Annotated in this window: 14 protein-coding genes; 5 read left to right on the top strand and 9 right to left on the bottom strand. The window is 64.5% G+C overall.

Annotated elements, in window-relative coordinates; translation table 11 throughout:
- Positions 1–187: 187 nt before the first annotated feature.
- On the bottom strand, positions 188–991 hold the full coding sequence (locus tag ACSVHC_RS10015) for a putative protein N(5)-glutamine methyltransferase (RefSeq protein ID WP_437772113.1): 804 nt from the start codon (positions 989–991) through the stop codon (positions 188–190).
- Between the two features lie 368 nt (positions 992–1,359).
- Here ACSVHC_RS10015 and ACSVHC_RS10010 point away from each other — a divergent pair, with 368 nt between their 5' ends.
- Positions 1,360–1,587, top strand: coding sequence for a hypothetical protein (locus tag ACSVHC_RS10010; protein WP_437772114.1), 228 nt, complete (start codon positions 1,360–1,362; stop codon positions 1,585–1,587).
- Between the two features lie 72 nt (positions 1,588–1,659).
- The gene (locus ACSVHC_RS10005) at positions 1,660–1,920 is read left to right on the top strand and encodes a hypothetical protein (protein WP_437772115.1); all 261 of its coding nucleotides are present in this window, start codon (positions 1,660–1,662) and stop codon (positions 1,918–1,920) included.
- A gap of 57 nt (positions 1,921–1,977) precedes the next feature.
- Here the strand turns inward: ACSVHC_RS10005 and ACSVHC_RS10000 are convergent, their stop codons facing one another.
- Together ACSVHC_RS10000 and ACSVHC_RS09995 are read right to left on the bottom strand one after the other, a co-directional pair.
- A complete protein-coding gene (locus ACSVHC_RS10000; RefSeq protein WP_437770106.1) occupies positions 1,978–3,045 on the bottom strand; it encodes an IS110 family RNA-guided transposase in 1,068 nt (355 codons plus the stop codon).
- 410 nt (positions 3,046–3,455) lie between these two features.
- On the bottom strand, positions 3,456–5,966 hold the full coding sequence (locus tag ACSVHC_RS09995; protein WP_437772116.1) for an ATP-dependent DNA ligase: 2,511 nt from the start codon (positions 5,964–5,966) through the stop codon (positions 3,456–3,458).
- A 38-nt stretch (positions 5,967–6,004) separates the two neighbouring features.
- On the opposite strand from ACSVHC_RS09995, the gene ku reads away from it, so the two are divergent.
- The gene (gene ku / locus ACSVHC_RS09990) at positions 6,005–6,895 is read left to right on the top strand and encodes a non-homologous end joining protein Ku (RefSeq protein ID WP_437772117.1); all 891 of its coding nucleotides are present in this window, start codon (positions 6,005–6,007) and stop codon (positions 6,893–6,895) included.
- Positions 6,896–6,945: 50 nt separating this feature from the next.
- Here ku and ACSVHC_RS09985 read toward each other — a convergent pair whose 3' ends face one another.
- The 4 genes from ACSVHC_RS09985 to ACSVHC_RS09970 all read right to left on the bottom strand — a co-directional run bounded on the left by ACSVHC_RS09985 (position 6,946) and on the right by ACSVHC_RS09970 (position 8,005).
- Positions 6,946–7,212, bottom strand: coding sequence for a DUF7218 family protein (locus ACSVHC_RS09985; RefSeq protein ID WP_439180914.1), 267 nt, complete (start codon positions 7,210–7,212; stop codon positions 6,946–6,948).
- A 27-nt stretch (positions 7,213–7,239) separates the two neighbouring features.
- A complete protein-coding gene (locus tag ACSVHC_RS09980) occupies positions 7,240–7,422 on the bottom strand; it encodes a hypothetical protein (protein ID WP_439180913.1) in 183 nt (60 codons plus the stop codon).
- 138 nt (positions 7,423–7,560) lie between these two features.
- Positions 7,561–7,737: a CsbD family protein gene (locus tag ACSVHC_RS09975; RefSeq protein ID WP_234754057.1), complete on the bottom strand. Its 177-nt coding sequence runs from the start codon at positions 7,735–7,737 to the stop codon at positions 7,561–7,563.
- 97 nt (positions 7,738–7,834) lie between these two features.
- Complete coding sequence (locus ACSVHC_RS09970; protein WP_139359614.1) at positions 7,835–8,005, bottom strand: DUF2207 domain-containing protein; 171 nt, start codon at positions 8,003–8,005, stop codon at positions 7,835–7,837.
- A 328-nt stretch (positions 8,006–8,333) separates the two neighbouring features.
- Here ACSVHC_RS09970 and ACSVHC_RS09965 point away from each other — a divergent pair, with 328 nt between their 5' ends.
- On the top strand, positions 8,334–8,813 hold the full coding sequence (locus ACSVHC_RS09965) for a Dps family protein (RefSeq protein ID WP_437772120.1): 480 nt from the start codon (positions 8,334–8,336) through the stop codon (positions 8,811–8,813).
- Positions 8,814–8,844: 31 nt separating this feature from the next.
- Complete coding sequence (locus ACSVHC_RS09960) at positions 8,845–9,795, top strand: DNA topoisomerase IB (RefSeq protein WP_437772121.1); 951 nt, start codon at positions 8,845–8,847, stop codon at positions 9,793–9,795.
- 95 nt (positions 9,796–9,890) lie between these two features.
- Here ACSVHC_RS09960 and ACSVHC_RS09955 read toward each other — a convergent pair whose 3' ends face one another.
- On the bottom strand, positions 9,891–10,169 hold the full coding sequence (locus ACSVHC_RS09955; protein WP_059388405.1) for an HPr family phosphocarrier protein: 279 nt from the start codon (positions 10,167–10,169) through the stop codon (positions 9,891–9,893).
- A 33-nt stretch (positions 10,170–10,202) separates the two neighbouring features.
- The gene (gene ptsP / locus ACSVHC_RS09950) at positions 10,203–11,924 is read right to left on the bottom strand and encodes a phosphoenolpyruvate--protein phosphotransferase (protein WP_439180911.1); all 1,722 of its coding nucleotides are present in this window, start codon (positions 11,922–11,924) and stop codon (positions 10,203–10,205) included.
- Positions 11,925–11,926 lie beyond the last annotated feature (2 nt).

Genomic DNA, 11,926 nt, shown 5'->3' with positions numbered 1-11,926 from the left:
TTTACGCGAGAATCGCCGGAACCGAGAGTCGGAGTCCGAATTTCAGGGCTATTCCACCCCCTTTTCGGGGCAAATGTCTGACATCCATTTGCCCCCTACAGCCCCGGAATCACGCGGATTTTGGCGCGCTCCGGGCGTGCGTTACCAAATTGTTTGGTTCAGGGGCCCGAAACGCACAGTTTGCTGATCATTTCCGGTGGGTTTCCCGTAGTTTCCCGAGCACCACCGTGGCATCGAATTCTTCGGAATGGACGACAAGGGCGGACAGCCCGGCGTCCCCGAACAAGGCAGCCGTCGTCGGGGCCTGCCAGATGCTCGTTTCGATCAGCAGCCGGCCCCCGGGAGCCAGCCACGACGGAGCCTCTCTGGCGATCCGGCGCTGCACATCCAAACCATCCGAGCCGCCGTCGAGCGCCACCCGCGGTTCATGCAGCCGGGCCTCCGGCGGCATCATCCCGATCGAGTCCGTAGGGACGTACGGGGCGTTGGCCACCAGGACGTCCACCCTGCCGCGAAGAGTGTCCGGCAGGGCCGAAAAGAGGTCGCCTTCATGCACTTGGCCGCCCGCCAGCCCGATGTTTCGGCGGGCGCAGCGGACCGCCGCGGGGTCGACGTCGGCCGCGTGAAGCTCAATGCCGCCCACTGCGGCAACCAAGGCGGCACCCACGGCACCCGAACCACAGCAGAGATCGACGACGACGGCGCCCGGCCGGGCGAGGCGGGCCGCCTCCTGGACGAGGTGCTCGGTGCGGCGGCGGGGGACGAAGACGCCAGGTTCCACCGTGATGTGTTGGCCGCAGAACTCAGCCCACCCCAAGAGGTATTCAAGGGGCAATCCTGAGGCGCGTTGTCCGAGCAACCGCTCAAGATCCTCGGGGGTGTGCGCCGCGGCGATGAGGAGCCGGGCCTCGTCTTCGGCGAAGACACAACCGGCAGAACGGAGCCGGGCTGTGACGGCGGAATGGGAAGGCTGGAACGCGGGTGCTGACATGGGAGAGTCTTTCGGGGTACCGAGGGGTGCTCTCCGGGCCATGCTAGCCGAGAGCGAAGGCGGAGGCCATGCGTGAAACAGCCTCGACAAAAAGCCGGGGTTCACAAACACGGCGAGGAGTGTCTAGGGTGGGTGCATGGGAACACTGATTTTTGAATAGACCAGCCGATCCCGGTTCGTCGCAGATGCCCGCAAGGCACTGACGACGTTTACCGGCACCGCTGAGTTTGAACCGACAAAAATCCACGCCTGTTGAGGCTTCGCCTCCGTGCCGTTTCTGTTGCTTTTGTTAGACCCAGGGTCTCGCAGCGGACGTCGCGTCCCGATACCTCCTCCGGCAAATCAAGAGCTTCAAAGGAGTCCACTGCATGACACCGAATACACCCGAAACCGAAGCCGGGCAGGAACCAGTAGCGCAGGAAACCGACGCCCCGGCTGCCGGTGTCCGATCCAAACTGACTGACGCGCAGAAGGAGATGCTGGCCAGCAAATCCCGTGGCGGGGCAGCGAACAGCTGGCAAAGCACCGGAAAAGGACACAAGCCCACTCAAGCGAGTGGCAAGCTGGCCAAGTCCGAGAAGAAAGTCCGCTGGTAGATCCTGCAGACAAGCGGACCGCTCCCACCTAATATGGAAAATCCCTTCGTTTCAATGCAGAAAGGAAGAACAATGGCTGCGAAGCACGTTGAGCAACAAATCAACTCCGAGGTGGCCAGCCACTTGGTCGAGTCCATGGATAAGGAGCCCATGCCGGCCCCTGCAACTGTGGCCATGGCCCTCGGCTCGACCCAAGGACAGGCCTGGCCGGATGGTAGCGGCAAGATCAGGCACCCCAAGGATCGCGGCGCCAGCCACGGCCGCGTCGGCCAACAGGCGGCGGTCACCGCGGTCCACCGCACCAGCCGTCCCCAGCTGCCGCACTCCTCTTAGGAATATTCGCCCTCCTCAGCCCAACTAGCTCGCACTTAATGACCCTTCTATGGTTCGTCAAGCGTGGCTGGGTGTTGGGTTTGTGTTGTTGAGTGTTCGGTAGATCCGTCGGGCGAGATAGCGTTTCACGCACCGGCGGATCTCCCTTTTGGTCCGTCCTTCGGCTTGTCGTTTCTGGACGTATCCGATGGTCTCGGTGTCGAAGGTCATCCTGCTGAGGGCGATCATGTGCAGGGCTTTGTTCAGGGTTCTGTCGCCGCCGCGGTTGAGCCGGTGCCGGACGGTGTTCCCGGAGGAGGCCGGGATCGGGCTGACCCCGGCCAGGGAAGCGAAGGCGGCCTCGGAACGGACCCGGCCCTGATGGGACCACGCGGTCAGGCAGATTGCGGCGGTGACGGGACCGAATCCGGTTTCCTGCAGCAGGGGCGCGGCTTCGCTGATTTCGACCAGTTCGGTGATCCGGGAGCCGTTGGTTTTGATGTCCGCGTCGAGTTCGCTGATGTGTCTGGCCAGCCGGACCGCTTCGGAGCGGGCAACGGACAATGCCAGCGGTTCTTCGCGGGCCCGCCAACGGGAGACCTCGGCGATCTGGGTTCCGGTCAGGGGTTTGCGGGCGTCCAGGCCCAGATCGTTCACCCTCAGGAGCGCGGTCAGTGCGTTCACGGACCGTGTGCGCTCGGTGGTCATGGACTCCCGCGCGGTGACCAGGACCCGCAAGGCTGCACGGATCCCTTCGTTCAGCCGCGGGCGGCGCAGCTGCTGCTCCCGGAGGGGCAGGACGGCCGCGGCGATCCGGTGCGCGTCCAACACATCGGACTTGCCGACTCCGCGGTGGGTGCGGGCGTCCATCCGGGCGGCTTCGGCGACCTGGTAGCCGGCGGCGCCGACGGCACCGGCGAGCAGGGCGCCATAGGACGCGGCGCCCTCGATCACCCACAGGGTCCCCAGATCGGCGCCGGTGCGGCGCGCGACCCAGGCGATGGCCCGGTTGATGCCGGCGCTGGTGGTCGGGAAATCCCGGGTCTGGAGCAGTTCCCCGGTAGCGGTGATGATGGCGTAGACATGGTTTTTGGCGTGGGTGTCGACGCCGACGACAAACGGGTGGGAATGCGCAACGATAGTCATAGCGGTTCCGGCACTTTCCTCTATTTCGCGGATATGGTCAGGGCCGCAAACGGCCGGTACCAGTCCGGGTAGAGGTCACTTCGGAACAGCACTGTGACGAGCCACGCCCCGTCAAACAGGGCGGGCAACCTTCTGATCAAGTCACCGAGGTGGGCCGGGCAGGTACCGGCCGCCCACCCCGCGGACGGACAAGTCACTAAAATGGCACCCCGACGGGGCCAGCCGTTATGTGAGTCACGACCGCAGGGCGGAACGGCCAGCACCTACTCTGCCAGCCAGTCCCAGACCAGCCACTCCAATCCTCACAGTCGTTATGAGCCCTCATAACGACATTAACTGCGAGTCAGTTGGGCTGAGCTACGTGCGCGGGCGTGCGGGGCGTGCGCGGGCGTGCGCGCGTGGGGGCTGAGCTAGGCGCGCTCGACGTCGGCCGGAGACTTGTCGGGGCGCCAGCCGCGCCAGACGGGATGGCGCATCCTCTCCGTGCCGGTCCAGTCGCCGAACGTCACCTCTCCCACGAGCTCGGGGGAAACCCAGTGCGCGGTGGCGGCGTCCTCGGCGGGGATGTCGCGGAAGGGGGAGTCCGGGCGGTCGAGCCCCTGCATGCGCTTCAGGATGTCGCGCAGCTGCCAGTCCTTGAACCCGGTGCCTACCCGGCCGGCGTAGCGCAACTTGTCGCCGTCGGGAATCCCCACCAATAACGCCCCGATGGTTCCGAGCCTCGCCCCGGCGCCGGGCCGCCAGCCACCCACCACCACTTCCTGCGTGCGTTCCAACTTGAGTTTGATCCAGGACCTGCTGCGCCGTCCCGGTTGGTACCGGCTATCCGCGCGCTTGGCCATGACCCCCTCCAAGCCAAGCTCGCTGGCGCTCGCCAGGATGTCGTCGAGGTCATGTTCGAGGATCTCGGATACATGGATAGGGGAGCCCTGGGCCGGCAGCTTGGCACTGAAGGCCGCCAGCCTGTCCCGGCGCTCGCTGAGCGGCAGGGAGGCGAGGTCGGCGCTGCCTTGGGATCCGGCGTCGTACAGGAGATCGAACACCATGAGCTGCACGGGGACTGCGGCCCGGGCGCGTTCGACGTCGCCGGGTTTGAAGAGGTTCATCCGCTTCTGGAGCAACTCGAAGCTGGGCCGGCCGTCCTTGCTGAGTGCGACGATTTCGCCGTCTGCCACGAAGTCGTGGTCAGGCCAGTAGCGCGGATCCGCCAGTTCGGGATAGGTGGGAGTCATGTCGATCCCGGAGCGGCTGGTCAACCTGATCTTGCCGCCCGAACCTGAAACAATGGCCCGGAATCCGTCCCATTTGAGCTCAAACAACCAGTCGCCGGAGGAGACATCGGCGGGGGCTCCGGATGTTGCGAGCATGGGCGCGTAGCTGGGGGTCCCGTTCGGTTGTGGCTGGGCGTCGGGCAACAGCACCGTCCGGTGGCCCGTTTTGTCCTTCATCAGGTGGATCAGCCACTGAGACGGCGACTCCCCGGTGTGGATGAGCGCAAAGCGCCGGGTGCCGTGCAATCCGCCGCCGGGCTTGCCTGTGAGGGTGGCGATGACTTCCTTGCCGTCACGCCATTTTTCGCACTCGAACTTGCCGCTGTCCCAGATGCTGACTGTCCCGGCCCCGTATTCGCCCTTCGGAATGATGCCCGCGAATTCCGCATACTCCATCGGGTGGTCCTCAGTCCGCACCGCGAGATGGTTCTTGTCCGGAGTGTCCGGCACGCCCCGCGGCAATGCCCAGGACGCAAGGACTCCGTTGTGCTCCAGCCGGAAGTCCAGGTGGAAACGGCGGGCATGGTGCTCCTGGATGACAAAGATTCCGCCGGGCGGATTGGGTTCCGCGTCCGCCTGGAGCGGGCGCGAACCGGGTTGGTGCTCGACGGCGGGAAATGGTTCGGGCGTCCGCTGCGGGTTGCGCTTCTCCACGTAGCTGGCCAGCCGCGGGCTTACCGCGGTGCTCCCGACGGCGGTGCTCCCGACGGTGGTGCCCCCGCCGCCGGTGCCCCCGCGCTCGGGCGCATGCCCCGACCGCCCGGCCGCCACCGCGGCGAAGGGGTCCTTTCCCTCTTTGACGCGCTTCATGACGGCCGTGAAGTCCAGATGCTCGAGTTTGGGGGAGGCGAGTTCATGCCACGTCCTCGGTGCAGCGACCATCGGGTGGGCACGACCGCGTAGGGAGTACGGGACGATGGTGGTCTTGTTCCCGCTGTTCTGGCTCCAGTCCACCAGCACCTTGCCGCCGCGCAAGGTCTTCTTCATGTCGCTGACCACGAGGTCCGGATGGTCAGCCTCGAGCGAGCGCGCCAACTCGTGCGCGAACGCGGAGACCTGCTCCCATTTGCGGGTGCCATCCAGCCCGGCGTAGAGATGGATCCCCTTGCTGCCGCTCGTCACAGGGACCGGATCGAGGCCGATGTCCTCCAGGATGCTTCGCGCCAGCTTGGCGACTTCCACGCATTCGGGAAGGCCGGTACCGGGACCCGGATCGAGGTCCAGGACAAGGCGGTCCGGCGGCAGCATGGTTCCGTCGGCGTCCACTTGCCATTGCGGCACGTGGATTTCCAAGGCCGCAATCTGGGCCAGCCAGGTGAGCGTAGCGAGGTTATTGACGAGCGGGTAGACGTTGCTGTGGTCCCTGTGCTGGATGGTGACCCGGGGAACCCACGACGGCGTCGAATCGTCCAGGTTCTTCTGGAAGAACATCTGTCCGGGATCCGATGTGGTCCCTACTCCGTGCACCCAACGCTTCCGGGTGGCGGGCCGGTTGGCGGCAGCCGGGATCAGGAACGGGGCTACGGCGGCATAGTATTCGAGCACTTCGGCCTTGGTGGTGCCAGTCTCAGGGTAGATGATTTTGCCCAGGTTGGTGAGCGTCAGTTCGTGGCCTTCGACGTTCACGCGTTCCTTCTGGCTGATTGCCACCTCTTCACCTCCGCCTTGTTGTGATGTTCACTTAGTGCATGAGGGCCATATGGAAGGGTTCTATCGCGTTCGGGCTGGTCAACGTACCCGTCAAGCTCTACAGCGCCACCGAGGACCACGATGTCAGTCTCCATCAGGTCCACAACAAGGACGGAGGCCGCATCCGTTACCAGCGGAAGTGCGAAATCTGCGCCTCTGTTGTGGATTACGAGGATATCGACAAGGCCTACGAAGAGGAAGGCCGTACCGTGGTGCTGTCCGCGGCCGATTTGAAGTCGCTGCCCGCGGAGAACAGCCGCGAAATCGAAGTGGTGGAGTTCGTTCCGGCCGAGCAGTTGGATCCCATCATGTATGAGCGGCCCTACTACCTCGAGCCGGATTCCAAGTCGCCCAAGGCCTACATGCTGCTTCTGCGCACACTGCAGGATACTGAGCGCGTGGCCATTGTGCAGTACGCCCTCAGGCAGAAGACCAGGCTGGGTGCGCTGCGGGTACGTGGCGACGTGCTGATGCTGCAATCCCTGCTCTGGGACGACGAGGTCCGCGAAGCCAACTTCCCGTCGTTGGAAACCGACGTCAAGATCTCGGACAAGGAGCTCGAGATGTCCTCGGCCCTGGTGGACTCCATGGCGCGCGACTTCGAGCCCGAGCAATACACCGACAACTACCAGGTTCAATTGCGCCAACTGATCGCGGCCAAGCTCGAAAAGGGAGACTCCATCGACACCGAGGAGACGTTCGGTGTAGCAGCCAGCGAAGGGGAAGGCGGCGAGGTCATCGACCTCATGGAAGCCCTCAAGCGGAGCCTCGAGAAGAAGCGCGGCAAAGAGGCCAGCGGGTCGTCCGCCGCCTCGTCCACCGAAGAGTCCGACGACGGCGCCACCGCCAAGGCGGCCAGCAAGCCGAGGGCGAGGGTCAAGAAAGCCTGACGCGCCGCCGTCGTGCGCTCGGCGAAAAACGGACATGTCCTTCGGAGAGCCTAGTGGTTTCGCAACGCCGAGATCAGCTCGGATTTCTTCTTGCTTGAGTACCCTGTGAGCCCCAGTTCCTTGGCCCGGGACCTCAATTGGGGCACGGTCCAGTCCTCATAGTCACCCGAGATGCCACCACGATGGCCGATTTCCTTGCGGCCCTCCTTGGCGGCGGCATTCGAGATTCTGGCGGCCTTTTCCTTCGAGGCGCCATCCTCCCGGAGGCTTTCGTAGAGTTCCGGATCCTTGAGGCTGGGATTCTTCTTGTTCGGCATGCGTTCCTCTTTGGGTCAGGATCCTGGCTAAGACGGCAGCTCCATCCGGAACCCGCAGCGGCACTGCAACACCTTTGTGGCCAGGTACACATCGAGCAGATCGACAGCGGGGTCCTCAGTGGACATTGGCGCATACACGCTGTGGAATCCGGTTCCCGAAATCTGCATGGGTTCGCCGCAATGGATGAATTCGCCGCCGAATTGCAGCACGCCGCACTTTATTCGTTCCGCTCGGGGGCGAGGCGCGCCGTCGGGAACAATGGGGTCAGAGACAGTCGGCATCGACCTAACTCCTTGAACCGGGAAGTGCGGCTCCCGCGCGAGGCAGAAGCCGCACTTCGGGCTGATTTAGTCCTTCTTGAAAGCGTCCTTGACCTTTTCGCCGGCCGACTTCAGGTCGCTCTTGCTCTGATCCATCTTGCCTTCGGCTTCGAGCTTCTCGTTGCCCGTCAGCTTTCCAGCCGCTTCTTTGGACTTGCCTGCAAGCTTTTCTCCGGCGTTCTGGATCTTGTCATCTGCACCCATGGAGGTACTCCTTTTGCTGGTAAATGGATTACTTCATTTCGCCAAGTCATGTGGGGCCTGGCCGGAAGGGGCCAGGCGCCCTAACTGCCGTTGTCGGTCAAACGCCGTGTGACCGGCGGCCGGACATAAAGCTAAGGAGCCAGCCGATGGCCGCGACGATCAGGAGGACAACGCCGACCCAGAGGAGCCAGCTCACGGCCTGCGAGAATCCGCCGACGAGCAGAAGAACGATTGCCACAACGCCTGCAATGATCAGAAGAGTGTTCACAATGACACATTCCTTACTTCAGCGGGACCGCCGGCAAGCGCCCGGGTCCCTTGCGATGTATTCGGTTATCGGTTCGCTTGCGAACCGTGGTTCCCCGCCAGGCCCCCAGGCCCCGTGCAAGGTCTTTCTATAGCGGATGCCGCCCCGATTTTCGGGGTTTTCATCCGGAGGGACCGGCATCGACTTCCTCCATGGTACTACTAAGCACCCTTATCAAATCAAGTACTAAGTACACTTATGAAAATTTTTGGATATCGTCATAGGGTGAATGGAAGGGCGTGTGCCGGTTCCAGCGCACGCATCGGATGGTCGTCTAGGAGGAGAAAACGTGAAGGCATCGCAAACTCTGGCAGATAATCTCCAGCTGGTCCTGACGGATCTGATTGAACTCCAGCTCCAAGGAAAACAGGCCCATTGGAACATCGTTGGCGCAAATTTCCGGGATCTGCATCTGCAACTTGACGAACTCGTCGCGGCCGCCCGGGAGTTCGCCGACGAAACCGCCGAAAGGATGCGGGCGCTCCATGCCCTTCCCGACGGCCGGAGCAGCACCGTCGCTACCTCAACCAGGCTGGAGCAATTCCCCGCGGGATTGACCAAAACCAAGGACGCCGTGAAGCTGATCACGGACCGTCTGGAGCGGACGGTCCAGACCATGCGTGATGTCCACGACGAAGTAGATGAAGAAGACCCCACGACGGCGGACCTGCTCCACGCGTTCATCGCCCGTTTGGAGCAGCTCGCCTGGATGATCAGTGCCGAGATCATGTCCGCGAATGCGTCCGTGGCGGACCCGCAGGAAGCCTAGAAAGCCGGGATCCAGGCAAAGGGCGGCAGGCATGCCACGGCTCCGCCGCAGCAAACCCGGCACTCCCGGCATTTCCCGGCGAAGGTCCGGCCGCGGATTCAGCTACTACCATCCGGACGGATCGCTTATCGCGGGTTGGGAGCGCAAGCGCCTTGACTCGCTGGCGATTCCTCCTGCGTGGTCCGATGTCTGGATATGTCCGTTCGAGAACGGGCACATCCAGGCAATGGGAGTGGACGACGCCGGCCGGAGCCAATACATCTACCACCCGGAATGGCGTGCCCGCCAGGATATTGAAAAGTTCGCCCGGGCTGCGCGGCTCGGGGCCCTCCTGCCGCAGGCGCGCCGTATGGTCTCCCGGCATCTGCGGGAGTCAGCTTCGGAGAAGACCAAAACCTTGGCAGCGGCCGTGCGGCTCATGGATCTCGGTGCCTTACGCGTTGGATCTGATGGCTACACGCGCAGCAACGGCTCATATGGGCTCACCACGCTCAGGTGCAAGCACGTGAAGGTCAGCGGGGATACGGTTTCCCTGCATTTCCCCGGGAAAAGCGGTCAAACCTGGGATTCCACCATCGAGGACCCTGTGCTGGCCCGATTCCTCGGACCCTTGGCGGGCAGGCCCGGCAAGGAGTCCCTGCTGGTCTTCCATGAGGGTGAGGGCAGCGTCTGCCTGAATGCCGCGATGGTCAACGAGTACCTTCGCCACCTCACCGGCGGCGACTATACGGCCAAGGACTTCCGCACGTGGAAAGGGACCGCGGCAGCCGGCATGGCGCTCGTTGGCGGATCGAAAGTGCCGGCCCGCCAACGAGTCCTCGAGGCGATCAAGCAAACCGCCGGACTGCTCGGCAACACGCCCACGGTGGCGAGGGCGGCCTACGTCGATCCGCGCGTCGTCGAGGGTTTCCTTGCCGGTGAACTCGAACAGCTCAAGGCCACCGAGTCGGAAATTGCGGCCTACCTGAATAATCTGCCCTGAACTAACAATGAGCATGCTCCCCGTTGGCTGCGAGGGATGGACAAATTAGGAATATGTCCATCCCTGAGTGCCAAAGGAGAGCATGCTCAGTGGGGTTACTCGGCGTCGTGGTCCGTTTCGAGGATCTTCACGAGACGGTCCAGGGCTTCGTCGGCCCCGGCACCTTCGGCGCGCAGCACGACGACGTCGCCGAATGACGCTCCAAGGCTCATGAGGGACAGGATGCTGGCGGCGTCCATGGCGTCGTCGGCGGGCTCGCCTTCGCGGGCGATGGTGACCTCGATGTCCAGCTCGCCGGCGGCTTCGGCGAAGATGGCTGCCGGGCGGGCGTGCAGGCCGACGCGGCTGGCGATGGTGGCGGTACGTTCGGACATTGTTGCTCCTTCGATTGTGGGCTTGGGGAAAGTCTAGAGACCCAGCTCGTCCAGGATAGGCAGCTGGGCGCGAACGGCTTTGCGCGCGGCGGATGCACTCGGGGCGGCCAGCGCCGCGGTCGCGAGCTGTTGGGCCTGTGCCACGGTGACGGTTGCCAGGACAGCGGAAACGGCCGCCAGGGCGCGTGCACTCATGGAAAGCGTCGCGACGCCCAGTCCAACGAGTACGACGGCGAGGGCGGGGTCCGCGGCTGCCTCGCCGCACACTCCCACAGGCCGGGCGGTGCCACCCGGGCTGGCGGCAGCAGCGCCGTCGGCGGTCAGCTTCACGAGCTGCAGCACGGCGGGCTGCCAGGGATCATTGAGCGCGGCCAGCGGGCCGAGTTGGCGGTCCGCGGCCATGGCGTACTGGGTGAGGTCGTTGGTTCCGAGCGAGGCGAAGCTGACTTCGCGCAGCACGGAGGCGGCGGTCAGGGCAGCTGACGGGACTTCGACCATGACGCCGGGGGTCTTCAATCCGGCGGCTGAGCAGAGGGCTGCGAAATGCGCGGCTTCCTCGGCCGTGGAGATCATGGGTGCCATGACCCACACTTCTGCCTGGTTGTTGATCTCAGCTGCCGCGATCGCCGCCAGCTGGCGTTCGAGGACCCCGGGGGAGGTGAGGTCGGTGCGGTACCCGCGGACACCCAGCGCAGGGTTGGGCTCGTCCGCGTTGGTGAGGAACGGCAGGGGCTTGTCAGCGCCGGCGTCGAGGGTGCGGACCACTACCTTCTTGCCCGGGAACGCGGCGAAGACGGCGCCGTAGGCGGCAATCTGTTCCTCGACGGTGGGTTCGTCGTCGCGATCAAGGAAACAGAATTCGGTGCGCAGCAGACCGACGCCCTCGGCGCCGGCGTCGGCGGCTTTGACCGCGTCGGCGCCCGTACCGACGTTGGCGAGCAGCGGAACCCGGAACCCGTCGGCCATGACGTTGCTCCCGCTGAAGGCGGCAATCGTAGACGCCTGGTTGGCCCAAGCCTTGGCCGCAAGGCGGAGTTCTTCGCCGGGGTCAACAGTGATGGTGCCGGCGGCGCCGTCGAGGTAGACCTCGGTGCCGTCCCGGATCTCGTCGACCCCCGGGGCGGCGACGATCGCGGGAAGCCCGAGGGCGCGGGCCAGGATGGCGGTGTGGGACTGCGGGCCGCCGCTTGAGGTGATCAGCGCGATCACCTTGGCGGGGTCCAGGGTGGCGGTGTCTGCCGGGGCGAGGTCCTCGGCGGCCAGGATGAACGGAACGTCCGACGCCGGGATCCCCGGCGCGGGCAGCCCGCGCAGTTCAGAGACGATGCGGGCGCGGACGTCCAGGACGTCGGCCACGCGCTCTGCCATGTAGCCGCCGAGGGCCTTCAACGAGTCTGCAACCGTGGCAGCTGCCTCCCAGATGGCCCGTTCGGCGGTACGTGCGCCGCCCGGAGCCTCGGGGGAGAGGAGCCTGATGGCCGATTTCACCAGCATGGGATCGGCGGCCATCAGGGCGGTTGCTTCCAGGACCTCTTTGCCTTCGCCGGACGCTGTGGCGGCTCGGGCACGGAGTTCCGCCTGCACGGCCTTGGCGGCATCCTTGATGCGCTGGCCCTGCGATTCGACGGTTACGTCCGCAGGAATATTGGCTGCTCGGGACAGCTGCGCTGAAGGCTCTTGAACCGGCTTCGGCATCTGCCGCACCGGCCCCAGAACACGCCCGGGGGCAACGCCTACACCTGAAAAGGTCTGCATGG

The sequence above is a fragment of the Arthrobacter sp. KNU-44 genome (genome assembly GCF_051843155.1).
Taxonomy (GTDB): domain Bacteria; phylum Actinomycetota; class Actinomycetes; order Actinomycetales; family Micrococcaceae; genus Arthrobacter.
The sequence above is the reverse complement of the archived record's forward strand: the minus strand, read 5'-3'. Positions and strand labels throughout refer to the sequence as shown.

Coding starts and splice junctions, on each gene's coding strand:
- ACSVHC_RS10015 (WP_437772113.1), bottom strand. CDS start 991: ATGTCAGCACCCGCGTTCCAGCCTTCCCATTCCGCCGTCACAGCCCGG.
- ACSVHC_RS10010 (WP_437772114.1), top strand. CDS start 1,360: ATGACACCGAATACACCCGAAACCGAAGCCGGGCAGGAACCAGTAGCG.
- ACSVHC_RS10005 (WP_437772115.1), top strand. CDS start 1,660: ATGGCTGCGAAGCACGTTGAGCAACAAATCAACTCCGAGGTGGCCAGC.
- ACSVHC_RS10000 (WP_437770106.1), bottom strand. CDS start 3,045: ATGACTATCGTTGCGCATTCCCACCCGTTTGTCGTCGGCGTCGACACC.
- ku (WP_437772117.1), top strand. CDS start 6,005: ATGAGGGCCATATGGAAGGGTTCTATCGCGTTCGGGCTGGTCAACGTA.
- ACSVHC_RS09985 (WP_439180914.1), bottom strand. CDS start 7,212: ATGCCGAACAAGAAGAATCCCAGCCTCAAGGATCCGGAACTCTACGAA.
- ACSVHC_RS09975 (WP_234754057.1), bottom strand. CDS start 7,737: ATGGGTGCAGATGACAAGATCCAGAACGCCGGAGAAAAGCTTGCAGGC.
- ACSVHC_RS09960 (WP_437772121.1), top strand. CDS start 8,845: ATGCCACGGCTCCGCCGCAGCAAACCCGGCACTCCCGGCATTTCCCGG.
- ACSVHC_RS09955 (WP_059388405.1), bottom strand. CDS start 10,169: ATGTCCGAACGTACCGCCACCATCGCCAGCCGCGTCGGCCTGCACGCC.
- ptsP (WP_439180911.1), bottom strand. CDS start 11,924: ATGCAGACCTTTTCAGGTGTAGGCGTTGCCCCCGGGCGTGTTCTGGGG.